This window comes from Marinomonas polaris DSM 16579 (assembly GCF_900129155.1).
Lineage (GTDB): Bacteria > Pseudomonadota > Gammaproteobacteria > Pseudomonadales > Marinomonadaceae > Marinomonas > Marinomonas polaris.
On record NZ_FQVF01000009.1, the window covers coordinates 34641 to 61589 of the forward strand.

The following is a 26949-nucleotide window of genomic DNA, read 5'->3' on the forward strand; positions in this document are numbered from 1 at the left end:
TATGAATGATCAAGATGATGCTCTTAATATTGTGTGGGTTGCGGATAATGAGTCGCTGGCGAGCTGGTGTGATTATTGGGCAGATTTGCCTGTAATTGCGGTCGATACAGAATTCATTCGTCGCACAACCTATTTTCCAATTACGGGGCTCATTCAAATTAGTGAAGGCGAGAAAGCCGTACTGATTGATCCATTGAGCATCGACGAATGGGAACCTCTTCGTAACCTGATGGTGGACCCTTCGGTGATGAAAGTGTTTCATGCTTGTTCCGAAGATTTGGATGTTTTTGATCGTTTGTTAGGTGTGTTACCTACGCCTTTTTACGATACTCAAATTGGTGAAGCCTATGCTAGCGCGCAATGGTCGCTAAGCTATGTGAAGCTGATTCATGAATATTTGCAAATTGAAGTAGCGAAAGATGAAACTCGTTCGGACTGGGTTCAACGTCCTTTAACGGATGCACAAAAGCGTTATGCAGCGCTTGATGTGGTTTATCTGGCAAAAGTCTATCCAATGCAAATTGCCCGTTTAGAAGCGAAAAACATGCTCGAATGGGCAATGGAAGATTGCGATTCATTGAAATGGCAATACCAGATGAACTCTGATCCAGAGCAAAACTGGGATGGCATTAAAACCGCGTGGCGTTTGACGCCAGCTGGTTTAACCTTATTGCGTTTGCTGTTTATTTGGCGTGATGAGCAAGCTCGTAAAGAAGACGTGCCTAAAGGGCAGATATTAAAAGATCGTACTCTTTGGTCGTTGGCGAAAACCTTGCCGACACATCATAAAGCAGTTTCTGAGGCGGAAGAGCTAACTGGCCGTCAGCACCGTTTGTATGGTGAGGTTATTTTGCAAAATGTCGCTTTGGTGAATGAATTGTCACCTGATGAATATCAATTGCCGTTGGAAATCCCTTTACCATCTCAGGCCGGTGATTTAACGAAAGCAATTAAAGCGTTTATTCGTGATAAAGCTGAGATGTTAAATATTGCGCCGGAAGCTATGATGAAGCGTAAGTTGTTGGATCCATTAGTGCGTCATTTGTACGAAGGTACTGAGATTGACTTGCAAAATCCTGCAATGACTGGCTGGCGTCGTGATGTGATTGTTGATCCTATATTGAATAGGTTTAAAAAATAGAAAGATTTAAAAGTCCTAAAATGGCCTTATAGCGCCAAGGGTAAAATATGAAACAGCATTTAATCGTAGAAGTATTTCGTTCCAGCAAACATGATGGAATGTACTTGTATGTGGAAAAAAGCAAGGGATTGAAAGAAATCCCTGAAGAGTTAATGACTCGGTTTGGCAAAGGCATCAGTGCGATGACCATGTTGTTGACCAATGAAAGTAAGTTAGCTCGCGCGACACCAGAAAGTGTCACTAAAGGCATTCGTGAAAAAGGTTTTTATTTGCAATTACCGCCAGTGAAGGAAGAGTATTTGTTGGATTTATATAAAACACCGACGCAAGCGGTTTATTAATTACTTGGATTTAGAGAATGATTGCAAAGCGTTACGAGCCTTTTTGGAAAACCACTCCACTGGAGAAAATGTCTCCAGTCGAATGGGAATCTATTTGTGATGGATGCGGTAAATGTTGCCTGCAAAAATTACAAGACGATGAAACCGAAGAGGTGTTTTATACCAATTTATCTTGTCATCAACTGAATATTGGTTCTTGCCAGTGTAAGGTCTATGAAACTCGACAAGATAAAGTATCGACATGTATTACGCTAACACCTGATCAGGTTGACGAATTTCATTGGTTACCTGATACCTGTAGTTATCGTGTATTGTACGAAACCAAAGACTTGCCGAATTGGCACCCTTTGGTGGTTGGTAGTGATAAAGAAATGCTTCGCCAAGGGCTAACTGTTCGCCATTATGCGGTGAATGAAAATACCGTTGATGAAGAAGAGTGGGAAACCCATGTTATTAAATGGGTACATGGTATGCCGGAACCGTATGATATAATTTGAGATCTCGGCTTAGTTACGGCAAATGGTCGCTAAATTCAGCAAAGTAAAGTAGTTCAAGGAGTTCGCAAACGTGAAGTGGTTGAAAATAAATACTGTGTTGTTAGTGGCTGTTTTATCCTTGTGGATGCCGTTGAGTAAAGCGGACACTCAGTTCCGTGTCATTGTTGATGCCTCTGGCAGTATGTTGATCAGTGATCCTGATAAGCTTACATCTGAGGCGTTGCGTCTTATTTCTAATCTTGCGCCTGAAGAAAAAGCCACACTAGGGATTTGGTTGTTTGGCGAGGAGCCTAGAGTGCTCTTACCTGAAGCAATCGTTAATAAAGCCAATAAAACTAAACTGGCGAGCTATGTAGATAGTTATGTGACGCAAGATGTCAAAACCGATTTAGAAGCCATTATCAAGCTTTTGTTGGAAACACCCGACTCGGGAAACCTAAAGCCTGGCTTTAATCGTCATTGGATTTTAGTTACTGATGGCATGGTAGACATCAGTTTGGAAGAGGCGGTGAACAAAGCTTCTCGTGATCGTATTCTTAATCAATTAACGTCCAAGTTAGAAGAGCGTGGTATTCATCTTCATACTATTTCTATGACGGGTTACACCGACAAAGCGTTACTTGAATCCTTGTCATTGCGCACTGACGCAACACACACTGAAGTCGCTATTCCTGAAGACTTATTAGACACGTTTGACCGTATTTTCTCCCAAGCTTCACCCTCAGATGAATTACCATTCGATGGTAATCGTTTTACAGTGGACGATGCGATCCAAGAGCTTACACTTGTTGTTTTCCACGAAAACGGTATACAGCCTCATATTGTCAAACCTGATGGTAAGTTATTGTCACTGGTTAGCAATGCCGAAGTGTCTGTCTCTAGTTCGGATCATTACACCCTAATAACAGTTCGCGGTCCTGCGTCTGGTACATGGCAAGTCAATAATGTTGATCTTGATCGAAGCAGCATTCGCGTGATTACAGATTTAAGCGCGCAAGCAACACCTGTCGCACCCGTGATATTTCAGAATGAACCTATTTATTCAACTGTCGGCTTGTTTCAAAAAAATGAGCTAATCAAAGACGACAAAGTGCTGAATCTACTGGACGTAAAACAAACGTTAGTACGTTTAAGTGGCGAACAAAAAGAGACTATTTTCTCTCAGGATACGGTGAGAACGAATGAGCAATTTAAACAGCGTTTAGACGGCATTAACGAACCGGGCAATTATGAGCTTGTCAGCTTATTAGATGGCAAAACCTTCTCTCGCCAGCTTAGCCAGTTTTTTACCGTTCATCCTGCTATTGAATTCGAAGGTACGAGTCCTGGCGGTAATTTAGTCGCGTTTTCTGCGAAGCCTGTGAACTTAAAACTGAACATGCTGCGTTCTAATGTGAAGCTTGAGTTTACCTACAATAATGGCACCACCGAGACGGAAGAAATGCCCCTTGTTGGGCAAGGTTATTGGGAAAAAATCATTCCAGTTTCTCCGGGCGATAATGTTAATGTCCGAGCTAAGTTGATTGGTATGACTCAAACTGGACAGCGTTTTGATTATTGGACGCCGATGTGGCACTTTGATCGACAAGGAAATGGCGCGCCAATCGTTACTTTGGTGAATGGCGATATGAATAGTTCGCTCAATATGTCAGAACCTTCGTCTAACAATGATGTGGCTCCTGTGTTCGTTCCACCATCTGTGTCTATTGTCGACGATGTTGCAGAAACTTCTGATCCATTACCAAAAGAGAGTTCAGCAACGGAAGAGTCTGTAGCTGATCAAGTTTTAGATAAAGCAAACAATCTATCAACATCAGAATGGGTTTTGTATGCCGCACTAAATCTAGGAGGCATTGTGGTGATAGCTGGCGGTATATTTTTGTATCGTCGTATAAAGAAAAATCAATCCCTTAGAAGAGATGATCTAGACGATGTGTGAGTTATTGGGCATGAGCGCCAATGTGCCGACCGATATATGTTTTAGTTTTTCTGGTTTACGTGCTCGTGGCGGGCGTACTGGTCCTCATAAAGATGGCTGGGGAATGGCTATGTATCGTGATGGCTATGTTTGGGCGATCCACGACCCAAGACCGAGTGCTGATTCGGATATGGCGGAAGTCATCAGCAACACATCATTAAAATGCGATATCGTGATCAGTCATATCCGCCAAGCCAACGTAGGTGAGGTGTGTTTATTAAATACACATCCGTTTAGTCGTTTGTTATGGGGTAAAACTTGGACTTATGCTCATAACGGGCAATTAGAAGCAGCGGATTCCTTACCGATTACTTTTCATCACCCATTGGGTAGCACAGACTCCGAGCGCGCTTTTTGTTGGATCGTTGAGCAACTACAAACACGCTTTGGTGATAAGGAACCAAGCTTAACAGAAGTGTCTGAAGCGCTATCGGCATTAGCTTTGCAGCTAAAAAAACGTGGTGTGTTCAACATGATGTTGTCTGATGGTGTGCGCTTATATTGCTTTTGTACCACCAAGTTGCATTGGATTACCCGTCGAGCGCCATTTAAGAAAGCCACCTTGTCAGATGAAGATGTCATTATTGATTTCAAAGAAGTCACCACAGACAAAGACGTCGTCACCGTCATCGCCACACAACCATTAACCCACGACGAAACGTGGCAACAAATGGAAGAAGGTGAGCTATGTGTGTTTGAAGGTGGCGAAGTGGTTTGTCAGATCAAAGCGAACTAAAGTCTATTACCCTTGAAGAAAGGGGAAGACGGAAGATGGGGTTGTTTTCTAATCAGCAAAAGCCAAAGCAATCCCCGTCGCTCGAGACTATCGTTTGACCTCGCTTATGGGATTTGCTTTGGCTTTCATGGTTTTATTAGTGAAAGCAGGTTGTGGTAATTTTTGATTTTCAAGCAGGTGCCGACAACCTCTCTGGAAATCTACTTTAACTCGCGTTACATTTGCTACGTAAAGGAATCAAAAGCAAAGAAATTAATGGACGATTGACCCTTCAAATAACTTCTTTTTATTCTTTTTAAAAGAACACAATACGCACGCTCATTTTTCCGGTTTTATGCTCTGTTGATGTTCCCTGTTGCCATTACACCTAGGTGATTTGGTTTTATCGACACCTAGGCTGGCGTTCCACTGGTTTATTTAATTATGCTGATGATGAGATACTTGAACACTTCCTTGACAAATTGTGAAGTTATAGTGAGCAATGTCTAATAAGTGGATCAAACTATTTGTTGCGCTTATTGAGGCGGGCTGAAGTCCGCCTTTTAACTCTTATGTTATGTAAATGGAGGAAAGTATGTCCTCAGTTCCACAATCAAAAGATGAGCTGCTCTTTGCCATAAACTCGATATTTCCCAAACTTATGGACGATTACCGGATTGTTCCAGAGTCACTTTCACGTAAGTGCGAGCTTGAGGGTAATATAAAAGGAACACAAATTAGTGTTTGTGACACTGTTACCTACCTTGTAGGCTGGGGGAAGTTGGTCTTGAAGTGGCATAGTTTGAAGTCTCAAGGTCTTCCGGTGGATTTCCCAGATACTGGCTATAAATGGAATCAGCTTGGTTTATTGGCTGTCAGTTTTCATGATGAGTACAGTGACTGGAAATATGAAGACTTACTCAAGGAGTTGGACTCAACTATTAACGAGCTTATCTCTTTAGTTTCAAGTTTAAGCAATGAAGAATTGTATGAAACGACATGGTATGAAAAATGGACGTTAGGTCGAATGATTCAGTTCAATACATCATCACCAATGAAAAATATGCGTACCAAAGTTAGGCGATTTAACAAAAGTAACGGCTTAAGCTGATAGCCAGTACATGGTATTTCTAACTTCAGTGAAGCATCGATGCAATCAGCGTGTTGTTCACTGCTTAACGGAGCGTTAATGATTGTCATATTTTTTAAATGACCTAAGAAACCTGTTAGCGATGTATGAAGCGACGACGTTGAAAGAGCTTGAAGCCGAGTTTCGTTGTTCGGTAGATGAATATCTTTTATCTTGTGAAGAGTTTGGGCGTGACGTTCAACAGCCATGTATAGGCTCATTTAATATTAGAACTGGTGAGGTGTTGCATCGATAAGCTAATGTGCATGCCCAGAAAACTACCGACATTGTGTAACCAAGATTGAGGCATATGATAGGCATATGAAAACAGGATTTGTGATGTACGCTTCTTCAGTTAGCCGATTGTCTGATTTTTATTCTCACGTCTTCGCGCTTAATAAAGTTGAAGGGGATAATTCATATGCTTTATTGGCGGATGGCGATTTTGAGTTGGTGTTGCTTGAGACAGAGGCTTCTAAAACGGTTTCCGACTTGCACTCTCCAAGAGCGAGTACTCCGATCAAACCAACATTTTTTATTAATACTCCATTAGAGATAATTAGTGAGATGATTAAAAACAAAGGTGGTTCTGTCTTTCCTCCAAAAAATTGGGAATTTGGTGGCCGAAAAGTATGTGATGCTCATGACTGTGAGGGCAATATATTTCAGTTGAGAATAGATCAAGATGCATAACAAAGACTAGTTGCTTGGGGCTTCGTGCGCTGGAGTGTTCTGAGTTTGGTCGCAGTTAGCAATGTTAGGCTTTATAAGGGAGATAAAGGGTGAAGCCAGAAGATATCGGGAAAGCATATAATCAAATCACTCATATTTGGAATAGTGAAGAATTTGATATAAATAATGGGATTTCTCAGCACAAGAAAGCAATTAGTTTTGTTAAGAGTCGAGGCAACGCTTTGGACGTTGGCTGCGGTTGCACTGGACGCTTTATAGATTTACTCCAAGGTGAAGGTTTTACTCCATCAGGTTTAGATATTTCCGATGAGATGCTAAATATTGCGCGTAAAAAGCATCCGGATATTCGCTTTGTGCAAGGTGACATTTGTGAATGCGAACTATCTGAGAAGTACGATTTCATAACAGCATGGGACAGTATTTGGCATATTCCTTTGTCAGAGCAAAGAAATGTTCTTACTAAACTAGTAGAAAGTCTGAATGTCGGTGGTGTGTTGATTTTTTCATTTGGTGGTACAGATGAAGAGGGTTTTCATACTAACAATTTTATGGGGCCAGAAGTTTACTATTCGTCACTTGGTTTAAATGGTTTCCTAAAGTTATTCATTGAGCTTGGTTGTATTATCAGGCACTTAGAGTTTGACCAATATCCTGAACTTCATACTTACCTAGTGGTAGAAAAAGCCTAACAAAGAGTTATGAGAGATTACTAACGCTCAGCACTTTTGTTGGGCTTCCCATTTTTCTCTCGCTGTGATTACTGTTATTCTAGCGCCATTATTGGTGTAACAGAGTAGAACGAATGATTAATGATAATGATGTAATTGAAACCTTGGACGAACTTGAGACGTTTCTACGTTTGGTTGAGGTGGGTGGTTTAGGTCTGAACAGTGTATCTGGCGTGGCGTTGGCGACGAATAATGCCAATGGTCGTCCATTTGTGGCAGTGCTGGATGATAATCAGCAGTTGGTGTTAGGGCGTTATGTGACCACCGAAGTATTTGAAAATGGTAAAGACATGGTTCGTTACGGTACGAAAAAACCGCATTAATTGTGCTTTGCGTTAATAAAATAATCCCTCCTCTTGCAAGACATTAGGAGGAGGGATTCGAGTTTTTTATCGACATTTATGTCGACCTACATTTCGTTTATTACTGAACCAATTCGTTGTCGGTAAATTCACCTTCAAACAAAGCGGTAGACAAGTAGCGCTCGCCCGAATCTGGTAATACTACGACGATTTTCTTGTCTTTAAATTCTGCTAGTTTGCTTAAGCGTTCCGCAGCAACGACAGCAGCACCACAAGAAATACCACACAAGATGCCTTCTTCACGCATTAGGCGTTTTGCCATGGCAATGGCGTCTTCGTTAGATACTTGCTCAACTCGGTCTACGATAGAAAGATCTAAGTTTTTCGGTACGAAGCCTGCGCCAATGCCTTGGATTTTATGTGGAGATGGTGTTGGTGTTTCACCGTTAATTGTTTGTGTGATAACAGGTGAGCTGGTTGGCTCAACCGCGACACTGATAATGGCTTTGCCTTGGGTGTTTTTAATGTAGCGACTCACGCCAGTGATAGTGCCGCCAGTACCAACACCAGCGACGAAAACATCGATTTCACCATTGGTGTCTTGCCAAATTTCTGGGCCAGTGGTTTTTTCATGAATTTCAGGGTTGGCTGGGTTTTCGAATTGTTGCAGCAAAACGAAGTTTTCGTCTTGGGCAATTTCTTCGGCTTTGGCAATGGCGCCTTTCATGCCTTTCGCTGGCTCAGTTAGAACGATAGTCGCCCCAAGGGCTTTCATGACTTGGCGACGTTCCACACTCATGCTGGATGGCATAGTGATGGTAATCGGATAACCACGAGATGCAGCAACGAAACACAAGGCGATACCTGTGTTACCGCTTGAGGCTTCAACGATGGATTTACCTTTGCTCAGAATGCCTTTCTTTTCTGCATCCCACACCATGTTGGCGCCGATGCGGCATTTTACTGAGAAAGCAGGATTACGAGATTCGAGCTTTGCCCAAATATTTCCATTCCCGATACGGTTTAAACGTACAAGTGGCGTGTTGCCAATGGTAAGAGAGTTATCTTCAAATACTTGATGAGACATACCATTTCCTTTTTGTTGTTGATCTGTAGTTAGTTGGTCTTTAGAGAGTAATGGCAACATCGTATTAGATGTGCCGCGAATGTTGTTCACTATAACCCTTAGGTTGGGATTGATGTTAGAATTTGCAACTATATAGATAGAGGTTTTTGTACAACAACTTAGCTTCACTTGAAGCGCTGTGCCACAACCTCGAATAGAAACGGCGCTTTATTTATTGCAACTATTTTCTCTGCGCCAAGTAAAAAGGATACAAGTTTACCTATCATGCCGACAAATGCCGTAATGACGCGCGATCGTCATCTAATTGATCAAAAACAAGCGCAGCTTAGTAAGCGTCAAAAGGATGGTTTGCCTTTTGATCGTATGCAATCTGAAGTGAATGCTCTTATCGAAAAATCTGAGACTCTGTACCAAGCTCGTTTGTCACGTATGCCAAAGATTACCTACGATGAAAGCTTGCCGGTTGCGGCTCGTGCTGACGAAATCATCAAAGCGATCCAAGAAAATCAAGTCATCATTATTGCTGGTGAAACAGGCTCGGGTAAAACCACGCAATTGCCTAAAATGTGCTTGCAAGCAGGTCGAGGTATTGCGGGTCTAATTGGTCATACACAACCAAGACGAATTGCCGCTCGTAGCGTGGCTGAGCGTATCAGTGATGAGTTGCAAGTTAATCTTGGCGAGCAAGTGGGTTTTCAGGTTCGTTTTAGTGACGAAAGTAATGAAGAAACACTGATTAAGCTGATGACAGACGGTATTTTGTTGGCCGAAATCCAACAAGATAAACGCCTTTATAAATACGATACCATCATCATTGATGAAGCCCATGAACGCAGTCTGAACATCGATTTCTTGCTTGGGTATTTAAAGCAAGTCTTGGCGGCTCGACCAGATCTAAAAGTCATTGTCACCTCGGCTACTATCGACGTTGAGCGTTTTTCTGAGCATTTTGAAAACGCACCTATCATCGAAGTATCAGGTCGAACTTATCCTGTTGAAGTGCGTTATCAGCCATTGCTCAGTAAGTCTGACTCAGAAGAGCTAGACGAATACCAAAGTATGGAGCAAGGCGTTTTAGACGCAGTAGAACTGCTGATCGCCGAAGAGCGACAATCCGGCTATCGCGGTGCGGGTGACATTCTAGTGTTCTTGCCGGGTGAGCGAGAAATTCGTGAAACCGCAGAAATTCTTCGTCGTGCCGAATTACGCAGCACGGAAGTCTTGCCCTTATATGCTCGATTGAGCGCTAGCGAGCAACAACGTATTTTTAAATCCCATTCTGGTCGTCGTATTGTGTTGTCGACCAACGTTGCTGAAACCTCGTTGACGGTACCGGGTATTCGTTACGTGATTGATCCGGGCTTGGCGAGAATTAGTCGCTACAGCGTGCGTTCCAAAGTCCAACAGTTGCCGATTGAAAAAATCAGCCAAGCCAGTGCGAACCAAAGAGCAGGGCGATGTGGTCGTGTGGCGGATGGTATTTGTATTCGTTTGTATGACGAGGAAGATTTTAACAATCGTGCAGAGTTTACCGATCCTGAAATTTTCCGTACCAACTTGGCATCGGTTATTTTGCAGATGGCCAATTTAAAACTTGGTGCGGTGGAGAAATTTCCTTTCGTTGAAATGCCTGAAAAACGAATGATCAACGATGGCTATCGAGCGTTAACCGAGCTTGGTGCCTTGGACAAAGAGCGACTGACGCCGATTGGACGTCAGCTTGCTAAGTTGCCAATCGATCCTAAATTAGGGCGAATTCTAATCGCAGCCGAGCAGCACAGTGTTCTCAAAGAAGTGGCCATTATTGTTAGTGCCTTGTCTATTCCCGATCCTCGTGAGCGTCCGCAAGACAAGAAGACTCAGTCAGACCAGGCTCATGCGGTAGATAAAGACGAAGATTCTGATTTCGCTGTGTTCTTGAATTTGTGGGAACGTTTTGAAGAGCAGCGTCAAGCTTTGTCGCAGAATCAATTACGCCAGTATTGCCGTAAGCAATTTTTGAACTTCATGCGCATGCGCGAATGGCGTGATATTCATCGTCAAATCATGATTGCTTGTAAGCAGCTCGGCTTTAAAGAGGTGCAGCATGAAGAACGTCATTACGAAGCGATTCATCGCGCTTTGTTGGCGGGTATGTTTACGCAAGTTGCTAATAAAATGGAAGACAGCAAAGAAATGCTTGGCTGTCGTTCGCGTAAATTGGCGATTTTCCCTGGGTCCATGTTATTCAAAAAACCACCGCAATGGATTATGGCGGCTGAGTTAATTGAGACCAGTAAATTGTATGCGCGAGTCACGGCGCGAATTGATCCTGTTTGGATTGAAGAGTACGCAGCGCCCTTTGTGAAGCGTCAATACTTTGATCCACACTTTGAGCGTAACCAAGGCCGCATCATGGCCCATGAGCAAGTATCGCTTTATGGTTTGGTGATTGTGGCGAAACGCAGCATTGATTATGGTCATGTGAACCCTGAAGAAGCGCGTGAGATCTTTATTCGTTCAGGGCTGGTGGAAGGAGAACTTCGTACTAAACAGGCGTTCTATCGTAAGAACAAAGCTCTGATGGAATCGTTAGCAACTCAAGAAGCTAAACTGCGCAAACGTGACATTCTGGTTGACGATGAAACGGTGTTTGCCTTCTACAATTCTCGATTACCCGATCATGTTCGCAATCTAAAAAGCTTAGAGCATTTCGTTAAAACTTCGCCAGATGCTTTGTTAATGACTCGTGAGGATTTGATCAACCAAGACGTTAGCGTCGATGATTTTGCCTTCCCGGATTCCTTTGGTTTGAACGGCGTCGCGTTACCGATTGATTATAAATTCGATCCAGGTCAAGCAGCCGATGGTGCGACCTTAAAAGTGCCAGTTGGTTTGTTACGTCAGCTGAGCTTAGAGGATTTAGGTTGGGCTGTGCCCGGTTTTATCAAAGAGCGCTGCGAAGCCTTGCTGCGTGCTTTGCCTAAGGCTTTGCGTCGTCGCTTTGTGCCGATTCCGCAGTTTGTTGATCGTGTTTATCCCAACTTGTCGAAAGACAAAGGCGATTTGCTTGAGCAGCTTAGTTTGCAGATTAAGCGCGAAACGCTGATTGATATCCCGCTAAATGAGTGGAATGCTGAAAAACTTGATTCACACTTAACGCTGAACTTAGAAGTAGTGGACGAGCGCGGTAAGATACTAGGTGTAGGTAAAAACCTAGCGCAGCTGCAAACTCAGTTTAGTGACCTAGTTGAAGAAAGTTTTGCAAAATTTGGTACCAAGCAGCATGAGCAAGAAGGTTTAACCTCTTGGCCTGAGCAGGGCATTCCTGAGCGTCAGGAGATTAAACAAGCTGGTATCAAGGTCACGGCTTTTCCCGCTTTGGTAGCGCAAGGCGATCATGTTTCATTGAAGATGTTCGATGATCAAAACACCGCGTTGGAAACCCATCGAAAAGGGGTGGTCACTTTGCTTAAACTTACATTGAGCAAAGAAATGCGTTATTTGCAAAAGAACCTACCGCACTTAAAAGAATCCATGCTAATTTTTTCTCCATTAGGTCAAAAAGAAACCTTGTTGGACGATTTACTTAATGCGGTTTTAGATAAGGTTTTTTTGGATGGGCGTGCTTTGCCACGAACGAAAGCTGAGTTTGAAAGCTGTGTTTTGAATCATAAACCACAATTAGTGAGTGTGGCGAACGACATGGCGGGACAGCTTTATCGTGTGTTGTCATCTTATCAAGGTGTGGCAAAGAGGATGAAAGGCAGTATTCCATTGCCTTGGACACGAATTTACGGTGATATTAAAGTCCAATTAGAGCAGCTTATTTACCCTGGCTTTATCGGTAATACACCCTTGTTTTGGTTAGGGCAATTACCGCGTTATTTCAAAGGTATTGAAGTGCGCTTGGAGCGTTTTCAAAATCATTTGAACAAAGAAAATCAATATGTGTCTGAATTAGAAATTCTTTGGCAAACTTATTCTAGACAAAAAAAAGCCCATGACGAGAAAGCATTATATGATCCAGAGTTGATCAAATATCGCTGGATGTTAGAGGAATATCGTATTTCTTTGTTTGCACAGTCGGTTGGCACGTTAGAGCCTATTTCAGAGAAGCGCTTGTCAAAACAGTGGCAGGAAGTTAAAAAATTGGTTTGATTTTATAGATAAGATCTTGTTTTTTAGTCATACGCTGTGTGTGCAGTCTTACAAGTTAAGGATAGTGAAAATGTTTAAAGTAATAGGCGCTTTACTTTTTGGCTCTATGTTATTGCTTGTGCAGTCTTGCGCACAGGTGCCAGTAGAAACCAAAGAAGATCCATGGGAAGGTTTTAACCGTTCTATGTTTACTTTCAATGATGCAATTGATGGTGCTGTTTTAAAGCCTGTTGCTGAGGGATATAAGGCTATTACGCCTAACCCCGTACAGAGAGGTGTGAGCAATTTTTTCTCTAACCTTGGGGAAATCGGCAATATAACCAACAATTTACTACAGGGTAAATGGGATGCAACGGCGTCGTCTACTTTTCGTTTTCTGATAAACAGTACAGCTGGCTGGTTGGGTCTTTTTGATGTGGCTAGCGAAATGGGGCTAAAAAAATACGATGAAGACTTTGGCCAAACGCTTGGGTATTGGGGTGTGTCATCTGGCCCTTATTTGGTATTACCATTCTTTGGCCCTTCTACTGTGCGTGATGGTTCAGGTTTAGCCATTAAATATACGTACCTTGATGAAACAAGTATTCTCGACTTAAATGGTGATGAGGAGCTTGGTTTATTAGCCTTAGACGTTGTGGAAACAAGAGCACGTTACCTCAATGCAGAAGGCATGATTGTTGGGGACAGGTATAGCTTTATCCGAGATGTGTATTTACAGAATAGAGCTTATGAAGTTTACGATGGAAATCCACCAAAGAAACAAGCTATCAAAAATACTGATTCAGCAGACGATAGTTGGGGTGATGATGCAGCGAATGATAGTTGGGGTGATGAAACTGAAGTCGATAGTTGGGGGGATGACTCTACCGCAGCTAAGGATGAAAATATTTCGTCAGAGGGCGATGTCACCGCGGACAGTAGTTGGTCCGAATAACAGAATCTATTTTAATGAATAAGCGACTGTCGACACATCATTGGTTTAATGAAAGCCTTTTTAATGAAGCTTTAATAAAAGGTTTTTTGCTTGTTATCGGCAGTTCCTGTCTTATGCTGATAACGCTTAATGTGGTGTCGGCAAAGTATCAACTTGCATTAATAGAAAGCATTTTACTGATATTAACCATTTGCGTATGGTTTTGTCCTAAACAATGGCGTCACTATAAATGGGTTGTGTCTATTTATGTAGCGTTTATCTTTGCCTGTATTTTAATCGGAATCAGCTTTTCTCCTTTGCATTCTGGTCGACAAGTTTGGGTGCTTATTTTCCCTATGACCTCCTATCTTATGTTGGGTAAACGCACAGGCTTTTGGTTGAGCGCTGTTTGCCTTTGTTTGGTTAGTACTATTCTATTTCTGCGCTTTTATGATGATTTTAAAGACGGTCTAATTAGTATTGTCGTGAACTTGTTTCTAGCCTATGTCTTCTTATGGGGGCTAACTCACGGTGCCGAGCGAGTTCACAAGAAAATGTTATATGCTTTAAAGAAAATAGCATCTACCGACCCTCTTACAGGTCTTGCCAATCGCCGTAATGTTAATCAAAACTCGCTATATCAGCTTCAACAAGTTACTGGGATGGGCGATGAATTAGCACTTGTTTTGATAGATCTAGATAATTTCAAAAAGATAAATGATACCCATGGACATGAAGTGGGTGACGCGGTGCTGGTGGACTTTGCTGAGCGATTAAGGGCGCATGTTGATGATAACGAGCAGCTATTTCGCTTAGGTGGAGAAGAGTTTTGTGTTTTTATGCCAGCTGCGCAAAGCAAGAACTGGTCAGTCGCATTTTGCCAGTATGTAGATGACTCTCTATTTTATTTTGATGAGCTGGAAATTCATTATACTGTGAGTATTGGCGTGTCTTGTAGTCAGAAAGGGCGTGGTGATTTTAAGCATTTATACAGAATTGCCGATCAGCGGTTATACAAAGCAAAAAGCCTTGGTCGGAATTGTGTTGTTTTAATGGATTAAGAGTTTAGGTGTTTTTGATGAGTTCATTTAATGAATCATTAGACGCTAGTAATAGATTGAGCCCAAAATGAAGGAGCATTGTTAATGCTCCTTAGCTTGCTTTCTTGAGACCACTATCTATTGCAAGTGTAATCTTTAATACCTTTCCAGAGTCTGTACCAATGTACAGCACACCAGCTGAATCCTGAGCAATTGAACGAAGACGTTCATCCAAATGTTCTAGGTAACGAGTTTCTGTTGTCTTGCCATTCTTATCAATTTTGATCTTGTTTAAATGTCTCAAAGCGAGCGCGGTAGATAGAAAATCACCGTTCCAGTTCGAAAACAACATACCTTTGTAACGTATCAAGCTGCTTGGTGCGATAGAAGGAATAAACACCTTAGCAGGGTTGTCTATGCCATCTTTTGTGTTCCCTTCACCGACGCTGATTGGTCCCCAGTATTCTTTGCCATAAGACACAATTGGCCAGCCGTAATTCGCACCTGGGCGTATTAGATTTATTTCATCTCCGCCTCTTGGACCATGTTCATTTGACCATAGCGTATGGGTATCTGTGTCGTAAAAAAGGCCTTGAGGATTGCGATGTCCGTAACTCCATATCTCATTACGAATGTTGGCATGAGTCACAAAAGGGTTGTCCCTTGGTACACTTCCATCTAAATTTAAACGAATAACGCTGCCCGCATGGTTTGTTAAATCTTGAGCATTCTCACGAACACCACGATCACCAACCGAGAAAAAGACATGCTCTTGGTCATCAAAGGCAATACGTCCACCATAGTGCTTGGTTTCGCTGGTCGCTGAGTCTGTGACCAATAAATCATGCCATTCAGTTAGTTTGTTGCCTGCTAATTTAGCTCTGGCTAACGTAGTTTTTGAGCCATCATCGGTTGGTTTTGAATAGGTGAAATATAACCAACCTTGTTCTTTAAACTGCGGGGATTTTGCCACGTCTAGCAGGCCGCCTTGGCCTCGGTTATCCACTTCTGGAAGTCCTGTAAGGGCCTGTTTTTTACCCGTAGTTAAATCGACTTTATAGGCAGAACCTTTTTTGATTGTGACAATAGCTTCTTGATCATTGATTATGGCAATACCCCAAGGTATGCCATCAAATTGAGTGATCTGATCAATGTTTAGTGAATCGTCAACGATAGCATCAGAGGCGCTAACATTTAGCGCCATCAGGCCTGCTAAAAATAGAATCCAAGTTTTCATAAAGGCGACCTCTTACCGCGAATTTCAGTGAAGTATATAGAAAATAGTCGCAAGATGAGGGTTTTGGAAGGCATTTCCTTAACAATTGCCGATTGCTTGCCTAGTTGGATAAAGTATTCAGCGAAGCGTTAATTAAGGTCTTAAAGCATGTTTTTTGATGGGATCATGCAAATAGTATCTACTTAAAGTAACTATCTAAATTGAAGATCTAAAGTGACGATCCGAAGTAGCGTTCGTTTTCAGCTACATTTCTAGTCACCACTGTATTAGCGGCAATAATGGCATTATTGCCAATTTTAATACCGGGTAGGATTTTGGCACCGCCGCCAATCCAGACTTTGTTACCAATGGTAATAGGCCGCGCAAAGCATTCGCCAGAGGCCCGTAAGTCAGCATCCCTAGGATGATCAACCGTATAAAAGTGAACGCCGGGACCGATTAATACATCGTCACCGATATGAATTTTAGCGCTGTCTAAGAAAATACATTGGAAATTAATGAATACTCGTTCACCAAGATGAATTTGCGAACCATAATCGCATTGAAAGCCCGGTTCAATCACCACACTACCAAATTCTGCAAACAAACGCGTAACATGACGAAGATTACCCTTACTTGGATGCGCATTGAATTTAGCACAGGCAAGACGAACCGCTTCTCTTCGTAGACGAAGATCTAGGTCGATAGCATTAAACGCTTCGCCATTAGCCATTTTTTCAAATTCTGTTGTTTCGGTCATCTTTCGTTCTTCTTGTGAAAAATAAAAAACGCGACCTAGGCCGCGTTTTTAACTTACGTGCTTCTATTTTATAGCATAGACGCTAGAGTAATTTCTAATTTACGTTGATCTGCAGCGAAGTTACGAATGCCTTCAGCTAATTTTTCTGTAGCCATTGCGTCTTCGTTCATCGCCCAACGGAATGCTGCTTCTGTGATAGATGCTGGAGCAGGTTTCACGTCAGTTGTTGGAACCAATTTACGCTCAAGTTTGCCTTCGTCTTTTTTCAATTCTTCCAGCAGGTTAGGGCTGATAGTCAAACGGTCACAACCAGCAAGTTGCTCGATTTCACCGATGTTGCGGAAGCTCGCGCCCATGACAACCGTTTTGTAACCGTGCTGTTTGTAGTAGTTGTAGATTTCAGTCACAGAAACAACGCCTGGATCAGTCTCAGCTGTGTACTCTTGACCAGTAGATTTTTTGTACCAATCAAGGATACGACCCACGAATGGAGAAATCAGGTAAACGCCAGCTTCAGCACAAGCTTGTGCTTGAGCAAAAGAGAAAAGCAAAGTCAGGTTACAGTTGATGCCTTCTTTTTCTAGCTCTTCTGCGGCTTTGATGCCTTCCCAAGTAGACGCCGCTTTAATCAGGACGCGGTCACGAGACACGCCAGCTTCTTCATATAGTGCAATCAGTTTACGTGCTTTCGCTAGTGTCGCTTCTTTGTCAAAAGACAAACGTGCATCTACTTCGGTAGAGATACGGCCTGGAACATATTTTAGAATTTCAGTACCAACAATAACTGCAAGCTTGTCGCCAGCGTCTAGAATTTGCTGATCTTTATCCTTGCTTTGTGTTTTTGCCCAAGCAATTGCTTGGTCAAGGAAAGGTGCGTATTCTGGAATTTGCGCGGCTTTAAGCATCAAAGACGGATTTGTTGTCGCATCTTGTGGTAAAAAATCTTTGATTGCCGTGATATCACCGGTGTCGGCCACAATGGTCGTGAACTCTTTTAACTGAGATAACTTATTGCTCATTGCTCTTATCCTTTGCGTTGATGATTTTTGACCAATTCAATGGCCTCTAATAATACATTTACCTGTGCGTCAGCTTTGTGACCATTTTCAGACAAGTAGCGACGGAACTGTTTGCCGCCGGCTTCACCCTGAAAAATACCCAAAATGTGTCGGGTTAGGTGCATCAAGCGTTCGCCTTCTTTTAGCTTACGTTCAACATAAGGAACGAAAGCTTCTAGTGCCTCGTAGCGATCACGAACCAACGCCTGACCGCCAAATAATGCGTCGTCGACTTGGCTTAATATCCAAGGATTATGATAAGCCTCGCGGCCAACCATTACGCCATCTACGTGTGCTAACTGTTCTTTGCATTCCTCTAGTGTTTTTATGCCACCGTTTAGTATGATTTCAAGGTCAGGGAAATCTTTCTTTAACTGATGCACATAATGATATTTGAGCGGCGGTACTTCGCGGTTTTCTTTCGGGCTCAAACCTTCCAAAATCGCATTGCGGGCATGGACAATAAAAGTCGTCACGCCAGTGGTGGCCACATCGCCAACAAAATCTCGTACTACGCCGTAATCTTCTTGGTCATCTAAACCAATGCGGTGTTTGATCGTCACCGGAATATCGCAGTTATCCTGCATCGCACGCATGGCATCTTTCACCTTATCAGGGTAAGCCATTAAACACGCACCGATTAAACTGTTTTGTACTCTATCACTTGGGCAACCGACATTAAGGTTAACTTCATCAAAGCCAGCTTGCTGCGCCATTTTTGCGCATTTACCCAGCGCAACCGCGTCAGATCCACCTAACTGCAACGCAATAGGGTGTTCGCAACCATCATAACGTAAGAATCTTTCAGGATGATTGCCTTGTAGCAATGCGCCAGTGGTCACCATCTCGGTATAAAGCAACGTATTCTTCGTCAATTTTCTAGCGAATACTCGGTAATCGCTGGTCGTCCAATCCATCATTGGAGCGATGGAAAATCGACGATCAAGCTTATTGCTTGGGTTTACTGGGGTTACCCCGTTATCTAGTGACATGCTTCTACTATCGAATTAATTCAAAAAAGCGTCGCGACATAGGGGAATGCCTCCCAGCGACTGATGGGTCATATTATGTCATAAAATTACAAGATATCTAAGAGTCTGATGGAAACATTGAAATTAATAAGGCAAAAGTGAAATTAAACTCGTCGCAGAAGGCATCTTCACCTTTCCCACCCGAAATCCTAAACTGGCTCATCGACGAAGCCATACGTCGCTACCACCTAGCCGCCCTCAAAAACGCAGAACAAGCCAGCAACAAACTCACCACCGCCTACGGCCACCAAGCCAAAGAACTAGGCGGATTGCGTCGAGACATGAGCGCCGCAGGCTTAAAAGTCAACTCCCTTGGCGCCCAAGAACTCAAACTCGCGCGCCAAACCGATCAAGCCAGCCAAGCCCTAGACCGCCAGCAAGCCAAGCTAAAAAAGATCCAAACCCTAAAAGGGCGCATTGCCGATCGTAACGCCCAAAAAGGCGAACTCGTCGGGCAAGCGGTCGGCCTAGCAGTGAAAACAGCGCCACTCATCATGGCGGGCAAACGCGCGGTCGAATACGAAAACACCTTTGCCGACGTCAAAAAGGTTGTCGACTTCTCCGACAAAAAAGAAGAAGCCCAATACCGCACCGAAATGATGAAACTCGCTGGCCGCCTTGGCGTACAGCAAGAAGGCATCGCCGACATCGTCACCGCCGCAGGGCAATCGGGCATCGAAAAAGACCAGCTATTACAATTCGCCCAATCCGCCACCAAAATGAGCGTCGCGTGGGACGTATCGGCAGAAGAAGCCGGTTCCACCTTAGCGACATTCCGCGCGGCCATGGGCTTAACCCAAAAGAACGCCCTAGACCTCGCCGACGCCACCAACTACCTAAGCAACAACATGAACGCCAAGGCAAAGGACATTGCCGCCGTCATGGTGCGTCAAGGCTCCACCGCCATGGGCGCAGGCCTCAGCTACAACCAAACCGCCGCCCTGTCTGCCAGCCTCATTGCAGGCGGCGCAACGGACGAAGTCGCCTCGACCGCGCTGAAAAACATCACTGGACGACTCACCGCAGGCTACGCCGCCACAAGCGCACAAAAAGACGCCATGGGGCGCATTGGCTTCAACGCGGAAGAACTCGCGGAAATGATGCAGCAAGACGCCCAAGGCACCCTTGTGGAAGTCATGCGCGGCCTACAAAACGTCAACGCCACAGACCGAGGCGCGGTCATCTCGCAACTCTTTGGCGAAGAAGTAAAAGGCGCCGTCGCCAAACTCGTCACCACACTGGACGACGACAAAAACGGCCTCGTCGCCGCCTTTGGCAAAGTCGCCAACCAAGCCGACCGAGCCAACAGCGTCAACAACGAATACGCCAATCGCGCCGCCACACGAAGCCACAGCCTCGCCATGCTCGGTGCCAAATTCGACCGCATGACCATCATCCTTGGCGATAGGCTCTTGCCCGTGCTCGATACCGTCTTGCCGCCGCTCATGTCCGTGGTCGATGGCATCGCCAACTTTGCCGAAGCCAACCCAGAACTGGCCACAGGTTTAATGGGCGTTGCCGCCGCCATTGCTGTCGTAAAAGCCGGCGCCATCGCCTTCAAACTCGCCAAACTCACCCTTGGCAACGGACGCGATCGCTTCAACCTTGGCAAAACCAAACTCACCAGCTCCACCGACCAAACCACCCAAAGCGCCAACCGAGCATCACGCTCCCTCGACCGACTCAACCGCAAACTAAACGGACTCGGCGCAGGCGCACGACAAAGCCCCACCTCCTACGGTGGCGAACGACTCAGCAAAGAGGAACGCAAACGACGTAAAAAAGACTACCTGCAAGGCCGAACCCAAACACAACGCGCCAGACCATCCCGTCTAAGCGGACGTTCTCGCTTTGGCAAATACGGTCGACTCGCTGGCTTACTCGGCAGCGGCGCGGCTTTGTCCATGTTCTCAGGATCAGCGAGTGCGGGTGGTTTAGGCGACCTTGCCATGACAGGGGCAGACCTAGCGGGAGCCGCTGGCGGATTATCTTCCATGTTGCCAATGGGTGGCATGGCTGGCGGCGTACTAAAAGGCGCGGGGAAACTCTTTCGTCCATTAGACATCGCCCTACAAGGCGCAGGCCTTGCTTCCGCCATATCCCAAGGCAACAGCACCCAAATCGGCGCGACCGCAGGCGACATGGCAGGGGGCTTGGGTGGCGCGGCCGCTGGCGGGTTAGCTGGTGCCGCCATTGGTTCCGTCGTGCCCATTATCGGCACCGCCATTGGCGGAATCGTCGGCTCTATTGCAGGGGGCATGGGCGGTGGTTCTTTGGGCGAATGGATCGGCGGCAAAATCGGCGGATGGTTTGAAGACGACAAAACCGACCAACCCGCACCAGACGCCATCGCAAAGCAAAGCCAACAGCTACAAAACAACAACAAAAGCATGACCTTCGCGCCAACCATCCACCTAACGCCAACAGGCAATCCAAGTTACGACCAACAACTCAGCGACCAAGTGATAGAACGCCTTAAAGCCGAATTTGCACAAGGCATGATGGGCAACATGGATGTGGCCACAAGAGCCGATGGGAGCTTGACGGATAAGCGGGGGAGTTAGACTTGAGAATTGTCATTGGTTTGTAGGGTTTTTCTGGTGTTGAAAGATTAAGGGCATTAGTATTAATAAATAAGAGTTTTGAATAAAAATAGATAGTTTTATAGGTAAGTGTTTATGGGTTCAATTAAAGTTGATAAAAAAAATCTTCTTTTGAAGGGGATTGAAAATGGAAGCTTTCCTGAGGTTTTGTATAAATATAGGACTGTTGATCAAGCTAGGAAAGCTTTAGAGAATTTTTCATTTTGGTTCGCAAGTCCTAGTTCGTTTAATGATCCATTTGATTGTTCTCTTTCAGAAAAAAAGAGCCCAGATTTAAATGATGTGAAAAAACACCTTGAGAATTTAGGACAGCAAAAAGGAGTTATTGATATTGCAATCGAGCTTTTTAAAAAAGATCCTAGTACAGTTGATGGTATTTTATGCAGAATTAAAAAAGTAATTGATTCTTATGGTGTATTCGCTCTTTCTGAAAGGTTTGATAATATATTGATGTGGTCACATTATTCAGACAGTCATAAAGGAATTGTTTTCGGTTTTGAATTGAAGTCTGATTTGGGTTTTTTTGTCACACCCATAAAAGTTGATTATAGAGATCAATATGATGAGCTTAATTATTTTAAAAACCCAAATAAGTCAGCTATTGATACAATAAAAATAAAATCTTCGCAGTGGGAATATGAAAAAGAGATAAGAATATATAAAAGTAAGTTTGGTTTATATGAAATAAATAAAGAGGCTATTAAAGAAGTTTACTTTGGAATAAATAGTAGTCAAGAAGATATATATGAAATTATCGGTATTTTTGAAAGTAAAGGCTTGCACAATGTTTCTTTTTATAAGGGAGAGAAAAAACATGGATCTTTTGGAATTGATTTTCATATAATCAAAATAAATAATTGAAGTTTGAAGTCAGATTGAAAATAGATTGTTTTTTTATCTGACCCAAAATTAGGGGTGGCTTTGTGTTAGAAGTACTATTTCGGAGTGTATGATTGGAATATTATAGTGAAGCGATTAAACTGCTTGGTGGCACAACCATTGTCCTTGCTGCGTTTTTTGGTTTTGTTGGGAAGATATGGTTAAGCCGAATAGTTGAGAAAAATAAGAGTGAGTTAACTTTAGAGTTAAAAAGGCTTGAGCAAGAACTCGTTGCTTCAAATAAACGTTTAGATGCAGATTTGCAACATTCAATATTTGTATCTCAGGTTCAATTTGATAAAGAATATAAAATTTATGGTGAAGTATGGGAGTATTTAGTCGAACTGAATGTTTCAACAAGCCAGCTTCGACCTGTATTCGATACTATTAATGAAAATCAGTTGGAAGATGATCGCAAGAGAGAGCGTTATAACAATTTTGCTACTCCATTTAATAAATTTGCATCAACAATTGAAAAGAACAAACCTTTCTTTTCTTTAGCTGTTTATCAAACACTTAGTGATGTGAGAAAAGCTTGTTATAACGAAAGCGTTGACTATAAGCACGGTAAATCTAGTGATCAAAATTACTATAAAAATTCTGTAGAAAATAACAGAGAGATTAGTGCTCTCATTGATCTCGCATGTGAGTCAATCAGATTTAGATTGAGTGAGGTTATAGTAAAATAAACTACTAACAAGAAATTTAAGACGGAACAAAAACAGTTTCTTAGGTTTGAGAGTTTGGGATAGATGAAAAATAGGTTGGTTTTTCATCTTTCCCCAATTGTCCGTTGAGAATGATTTTTATCTATTCTAAATGTTATTTGTTTTTTTTTTGAGGCTATAAATGCAGCATGGTCGTCATGTCTTCTCTTATAATGTCTTTCTAATGCTAAACATGATTCTATGAAATTTTCATTGTGTTTTTTTTCTTTTAATAAAATATTTTTTGCTTTTTCTACATTATCACTTGATGTGTATTTCTGAAAAATTTCACTATATTCTTCATTATCAAATATATCCTCATAACAATATCTAAATCCAATGGTGTCATTGTTATTTTTTAACATCTCATTGAGTGTGTTTTTTGCTTCGTTAGTTTTTTTAAGACTGATTAGGCTCCTTAGTTTGTAAATATTTAACCTATCTTTAAAATGTTTTTGTTTTTTTATGAAATTTAGGCATTCTTCATAAGTTCCTTTTTTACAAAGGTAAGAGGCTTTATAGGCAATATCATTCCAATTTCCGGCATTATTTTTTAGGGATATCTTTTGTATTTCTAAGAAAAGTTTATACAAATCATAAAAATTTGATTTCATAAATGATAGATCTTGAGTGACGGCTGATGTTAATATTTGATCAAGAGTTTTTAAGTCATAGGTTTGAATTTTTTCTCTTATATCCTCTAATAAATCTATTTCTTTAGATGTAAGTTCCTGATAGTAAGTCATGCAAAGAATTATTTTGTTGTCAATATTTTCAAAGCGTTGAATTAATCTTCCTAGTATTGGTTGCAGTAAATGAATTATTGATTTATCTGTGATGTTTCCTAAAGAAAAGCACTTGTTTAAGAGGCCGATTTTTATGTCTTCAATAGTAAATTCTTCATGCTTTATTTTGTTTTGATAAGGTGAAGGAGGATTATAATTAAATGATGAAATCATAATAGTATCAAACGTATGGAAAAGCTCTTGTCTAATTGAGCTGAAGTGTCTATTTATGTTTTTCCTTATGTTGTTTTTTCTCTTTCTTTCAAAATAGTATAGTGCTAGCCAAAAGAATAGGGCTGATATTATCGAAAGAGAAAAAGGTATTGCCAAATCAAATAAATAATTTAAATCTCTTTTTTCGATTTTTTTACTCAGTATATCTATATTATCTTTTATAGATGATATTTCCTGGTCGTTATGTTTTGAACCCTCTATCAATATTTGTAATTTTTGTGTATGCTCTTCATTGGACTCAGACTGTATTTTATCAGTTCTAATTTTAAGTTTTTCGATGTTTTTTTCTAATGAAAGTTCATTTTCTGAAGCGGATGTTATTATTGATTGTGAAATTAAGAGTAAATAAATTAAATATTTCAATTTCTTAAAACCTTATTTTAATTTTGAACATACTTACCAGATATGACTGATTTAACTACATTATAATGGAAGATGATAGCTTAAGCGGTTGAAGGGTGTTGACCATTTATAGGTCTTGATCTAACATTCTCCTTGCACTGGCAAAATCCAGTGCCGGGATTCGAACCCCGTTTTACACAGCGGCCTAAAACACGCAGAGCGTGTTTTTTTGTGGCCAAGATTTGCCTGTTATGGTGGGTCTTTGTTGGGCAACCTTCGGGTTGGCCGTTCCTGTGGCGGTAGTTCGAACCCGATTTAGATCCACCACCTTACTGAGATTCGAACCTCACGAGGTGGTCAACTTCATACACAGGAGGCCAAACATGGCTACGGACATTATCTCAAGCATTGACGCACCGGTTGTACAAATCACCAACGATCAAATCACCACCACTTCGACTGATATTGCCAAGCATTTTGGCAAGCGTCATGCGGACGTATTACGTCGTGTAGAAAAGCTTGGTTGCAGCGCAGAATTTAGCGAACGCAATTTTGCGTTGGCTGAATACAAAGATGAACAAGACAAGACTCGCCCTATGTATCGCATCACCCGCGACGGCTTCGTCTTCTTGGCCATGGGCTTCACCGGCACCAAAGCCGCCCAATTCAAAGAAGCCTACATCAACGCCTTCAACCAAATGGAAAAGCAGCACCACGAGCAAAAACAACTTCCCGCCACCTCGGCCGACACCGCCATACTGGAAACAGAGAAGTACAAGTTGATCAACAACATCGTCACCTCCATGAAACTCTCCAGCAACCCCGTCGTCCTCCCAGCCAGCGACCTAAACGACATGGTACAAGCCATCCGAATGTACCAACAGCAAATCGCCCAACTACGTACACCAGACTGGGTAAACGACAACGTCGACCACATCAAGGAATACGCCAACCGCACCTTCCTAGACGAATAACCGGCCAACACAAAAAGATACATAAAAGCCCACAGAGCGTGGGCTTATTTGTTGTTTGGACTGGTAGGCAACGAGAAAGTCTTTTAGTATCAGTGAATGTGTAAGCGCGCTTACGCACTATTAAACTGTTACCTACACGAGGAGGCAATGTGCCTAGAAAGAAGCAATTGAAAGTAAGTGGAAACTCTATTACAAGTTTCAGTGTTCAGGTTAAACAAGTAAAAAGTGACCATGGCGATGTTCTAATCGACATTGTTGATTTGCAAATATCTACAATTGATGGAGTTTATAAATACGATATTAGAAAAGATGTTAGAGCGCCGGATATATATGCAACTAGGGATTATATTGAAAATTCATTGGAAAAAGCTAAAAAAGAATTTCTAAAAGTAGAAATCTCTGAGTATACAGAGCGAATGTATTTATTCTTCGACGTTAAAAGTATTGGGCGAGTGCAATACACTGGCTACAGAGTTTAGTGAAGCTAACGCTCCGCGGTCTGTCGGAGCGCCTTTTCGCTCCTTCGTCGTTACAAGGCGCCTACAGCTGCGGGCGTTAACTACCTCTGGAGGCTGGTTTTGTTTTCAAAATATAGAGTTAACATTGTATTTTTTTTGGTTACCTTGATTGGCGGAATAATTGGCTACGTGTATGGTCAGAATGTGCAAATGAAATTTTATAAACTTCTAAATTTTTTTGAATTTGGGGTCAGATGAAAAATAGCACCTAGTCTTCATCTGCTCCAAACAGCTCAACGAGCAAAAACAACTTCCCGCCACCACAGACAACCTAGCACTAGCGGAAAAAGACAGCTATTCCCTCCAAGTAAGGCAACTGCTCAACAACATCGTCAAATCCATGCAGATACAAAGCGACCCCGTCGTCGTTCCATCAAAAGAACTCATCGACCTAATCCAAGCCGTCCGCATGTACCAACAGCAAATAGCACGACTACAAACGCCCGACTGGGTAAACGACAACATCACCCGCGTCAAAGACTTCGCCCAACGCAACTTCGTCGACTTCTAAGCGGTAAGCAACTAAAGCCTGCTTAAGTGGGCTTTAGTTGTTGTTTTTATTGGGGTAACGGGATAGGTTGAATTTAGGGGAGATAGGAACTCTCATTTTTTAAATTAACTCTTACTATTAACGCTTTCAAAAAGGTTTTATGGAAACTACAAAAAGACAAGTACAAGCATTCAATAGGTTTTTAGAGCTTCTCCCACATGGCAAGGATAAAGAACTTGTAATTTTAAAGGGGCATTTGTTAATTGAAGAACAAGTATGGCTTATTTTACGTCAAAAACTTGTGAATTTTTCAGCTCTTAAAGATGCAGGATTAAATTGTCATGGATCAATATGCTTAGCTCAATCTTTATTCCCATCTAACCACAACCCCAAAATATGGAAATCAATAAAAAAACTTAATAAATTAAGGAACTCAATTGCACACAATATTGACCTTAAAGGGCTAAATGACAAGATCGATGATTTTGTTCAGTCGGCATCTTCGGGCTGGGATATAGAAGAAGATAAAGACCAGAATTTTGAACTTACTTTATGGTCGATATTTGTTCAAATCTCAAGTTTTGTTGATGATGGTTTAGATGAAGATATAAAGCTGTTATTTCCTGAGTAAATTTTGCAGGTTTGGGG

Annotated in this window: 25 protein-coding genes; 19 read left to right on the top strand and 6 right to left on the bottom strand. The window is 42.4% G+C overall.

What is annotated here, in order from left to right:
• Position 1 precedes the first annotated feature (1 nt).
• The 10 genes from rnd to BUA59_RS10910 all read left to right on the top strand — a co-directional run bounded on the left by rnd (position 2) and on the right by BUA59_RS10910 (position 7545).
• Complete coding sequence (rnd, locus tag BUA59_RS10870) at positions 2 to 1141, top strand: ribonuclease D (protein ID WP_072839731.1); 1140 nt, start codon at positions 2 to 4, stop codon at positions 1139 to 1141.
• A 47-nt stretch (positions 1142 to 1188) separates the two neighbouring features.
• Positions 1189 to 1482, top strand: coding sequence for a YcgL domain-containing protein (locus BUA59_RS10875; RefSeq protein ID WP_072839732.1), 294 nt, complete (start codon positions 1189 to 1191; stop codon positions 1480 to 1482).
• 17 nt (positions 1483 to 1499) lie between these two features.
• Positions 1500 to 1979 (top strand): YcgN family cysteine cluster protein, encoded by a 480-nt coding sequence (locus tag BUA59_RS10880; protein WP_072839733.1) that lies wholly within the window; start codon positions 1500 to 1502, stop codon positions 1977 to 1979.
• Between the two features lie 70 nt (positions 1980 to 2049).
• On the top strand, positions 2050 to 3918 hold the full coding sequence (locus BUA59_RS10885) for a VWA domain-containing protein (protein ID WP_072839734.1): 1869 nt from the start codon (positions 2050 to 2052) through the stop codon (positions 3916 to 3918).
• On the top strand, positions 3911 to 4693 hold the full coding sequence (locus BUA59_RS10890) for a class II glutamine amidotransferase (RefSeq protein WP_072839735.1): 783 nt from the start codon (positions 3911 to 3913) through the stop codon (positions 4691 to 4693). Before BUA59_RS10885 ends, BUA59_RS10890 begins: the two co-directional genes overlap by 8 nt.
• 574 nt (positions 4694 to 5267) lie before the next feature.
• A complete protein-coding gene (locus BUA59_RS10895; RefSeq protein ID WP_084122356.1) occupies positions 5268 to 5783 on the top strand; it encodes a ClbS/DfsB family four-helix bundle protein in 516 nt (171 codons plus the stop codon).
• 82 nt (positions 5784 to 5865) lie between these two features.
• Complete coding sequence (locus BUA59_RS23600; RefSeq protein ID WP_139248857.1) at positions 5866 to 6057, top strand: hypothetical protein; 192 nt, start codon at positions 5866 to 5868, stop codon at positions 6055 to 6057.
• A gap of 65 nt (positions 6058 to 6122) precedes the next feature.
• Positions 6123 to 6494, top strand: a complete 372-nt coding sequence (locus BUA59_RS10900; RefSeq protein WP_100637230.1) for a VOC family protein — start codon at positions 6123 to 6125, stop codon at positions 6492 to 6494.
• Positions 6495 to 6583: 89 nt separating this feature from the next.
• Positions 6584 to 7183 (top strand): class I SAM-dependent methyltransferase, encoded by a 600-nt coding sequence (locus BUA59_RS10905; RefSeq protein WP_072839738.1) that lies wholly within the window; start codon positions 6584 to 6586, stop codon positions 7181 to 7183.
• 113 nt (positions 7184 to 7296) lie between these two features.
• Entirely contained in the window at positions 7297 to 7545 is a 249-nt protein-coding gene (locus BUA59_RS10910) for a hypothetical protein (protein ID WP_072839739.1), read from the top strand.
• A gap of 100 nt (positions 7546 to 7645) precedes the next feature.
• Here the strand turns inward: BUA59_RS10910 and cysK are convergent, their stop codons facing one another.
• Positions 7646 to 8611 (bottom strand): cysteine synthase A, encoded by a 966-nt coding sequence (gene cysK / locus BUA59_RS10915; protein WP_072839881.1) that lies wholly within the window; start codon positions 8609 to 8611, stop codon positions 7646 to 7648.
• A 264-nt stretch (positions 8612 to 8875) separates the two neighbouring features.
• Here cysK and hrpA point away from each other — a divergent pair, with 264 nt between their 5' ends.
• The 3 genes from hrpA to BUA59_RS10930 all read left to right on the top strand — a co-directional run bounded on the left by hrpA (position 8876) and on the right by BUA59_RS10930 (position 14725).
• Positions 8876 to 12751: an ATP-dependent RNA helicase HrpA gene (hrpA, locus tag BUA59_RS10920; RefSeq protein WP_084122358.1), complete on the top strand. Its 3876-nt coding sequence runs from the start codon at positions 8876 to 8878 to the stop codon at positions 12749 to 12751.
• Positions 12752 to 12821: 70 nt separating this feature from the next.
• Positions 12822 to 13685, top strand: a complete 864-nt coding sequence (locus tag BUA59_RS10925; protein ID WP_072839740.1) for an MlaA family lipoprotein — start codon at positions 12822 to 12824, stop codon at positions 13683 to 13685.
• A 14-nt stretch (positions 13686 to 13699) separates the two neighbouring features.
• A complete protein-coding gene (locus BUA59_RS10930) occupies positions 13700 to 14725 on the top strand; it encodes a GGDEF domain-containing protein (protein ID WP_245813133.1) in 1026 nt (341 codons plus the stop codon).
• A gap of 91 nt (positions 14726 to 14816) precedes the next feature.
• Here BUA59_RS10930 and BUA59_RS10935 read toward each other — a convergent pair whose 3' ends face one another.
• The 4 genes from BUA59_RS10935 to dusA all read right to left on the bottom strand — a co-directional run bounded on the left by BUA59_RS10935 (position 14817) and on the right by dusA (position 18730).
• The gene (locus tag BUA59_RS10935) at positions 14817 to 15941 is read right to left on the bottom strand and encodes a PQQ-dependent sugar dehydrogenase (RefSeq protein ID WP_072839741.1); all 1125 of its coding nucleotides are present in this window, start codon (positions 15939 to 15941) and stop codon (positions 14817 to 14819) included.
• 208 nt (positions 15942 to 16149) lie between these two features.
• Positions 16150 to 16680, bottom strand: coding sequence for a sugar O-acetyltransferase (locus BUA59_RS10940; protein WP_072839742.1), 531 nt, complete (start codon positions 16678 to 16680; stop codon positions 16150 to 16152).
• Positions 16681 to 16748: 68 nt separating this feature from the next.
• On the bottom strand, positions 16749 to 17699 hold the full coding sequence (gene tal, locus BUA59_RS10945; RefSeq protein ID WP_072839743.1) for a transaldolase: 951 nt from the start codon (positions 17697 to 17699) through the stop codon (positions 16749 to 16751).
• 5 nt (positions 17700 to 17704) lie between these two features.
• Positions 17705 to 18730 (bottom strand): tRNA dihydrouridine(20/20a) synthase DusA, encoded by a 1026-nt coding sequence (gene dusA, locus BUA59_RS10950; RefSeq protein WP_072839744.1) that lies wholly within the window; start codon positions 18728 to 18730, stop codon positions 17705 to 17707.
• 137 nt (positions 18731 to 18867) lie between these two features.
• Here dusA and BUA59_RS10955 point away from each other — a divergent pair, with 137 nt between their 5' ends.
• The 3 genes from BUA59_RS10955 to BUA59_RS10965 all read left to right on the top strand — a co-directional run bounded on the left by BUA59_RS10955 (position 18868) and on the right by BUA59_RS10965 (position 22940).
• Entirely contained in the window at positions 18868 to 21333 is a 2466-nt protein-coding gene (locus BUA59_RS10955; RefSeq protein WP_072839745.1) for a phage tail tape measure protein, read from the top strand.
• Positions 21334 to 21447: 114 nt separating this feature from the next.
• Positions 21448 to 22233: a DUF2971 domain-containing protein gene (locus BUA59_RS10960; protein ID WP_072839746.1), complete on the top strand. Its 786-nt coding sequence runs from the start codon at positions 21448 to 21450 to the stop codon at positions 22231 to 22233.
• A 92-nt stretch (positions 22234 to 22325) separates the two neighbouring features.
• On the top strand, positions 22326 to 22940 hold the full coding sequence (locus tag BUA59_RS10965; protein ID WP_072839747.1) for a hypothetical protein: 615 nt from the start codon (positions 22326 to 22328) through the stop codon (positions 22938 to 22940).
• An 83-nt stretch (positions 22941 to 23023) separates the two neighbouring features.
• Here BUA59_RS10965 and BUA59_RS10970 read toward each other — a convergent pair whose 3' ends face one another.
• Positions 23024 to 24340: a hypothetical protein gene (locus BUA59_RS10970; protein ID WP_072839748.1), complete on the bottom strand. Its 1317-nt coding sequence runs from the start codon at positions 24338 to 24340 to the stop codon at positions 23024 to 23026.
• Between the two features lie 362 nt (positions 24341 to 24702).
• Between BUA59_RS10970 and BUA59_RS10975 the strand changes: the two genes are divergently transcribed.
• From BUA59_RS10975 to BUA59_RS10990, 3 genes are all read left to right on the top strand, one after another.
• On the top strand, positions 24703 to 25293 hold the full coding sequence (locus tag BUA59_RS10975) for a Rha family transcriptional regulator (RefSeq protein WP_072839749.1): 591 nt from the start codon (positions 24703 to 24705) through the stop codon (positions 25291 to 25293).
• 149 nt (positions 25294 to 25442) lie between these two features.
• A complete protein-coding gene (locus tag BUA59_RS10980; RefSeq protein ID WP_072839750.1) occupies positions 25443 to 25772 on the top strand; it encodes a hypothetical protein in 330 nt (109 codons plus the stop codon).
• A 689-nt stretch (positions 25773 to 26461) separates the two neighbouring features.
• Positions 26462 to 26932 carry a hypothetical protein gene (locus tag BUA59_RS10990; RefSeq protein ID WP_072839751.1) on the top strand — a complete coding sequence of 157 codons (471 nt, stop codon included), beginning with the start codon at positions 26462 to 26464 and terminating at the stop codon, positions 26930 to 26932.
• Positions 26933 to 26949 lie beyond the last annotated feature (17 nt).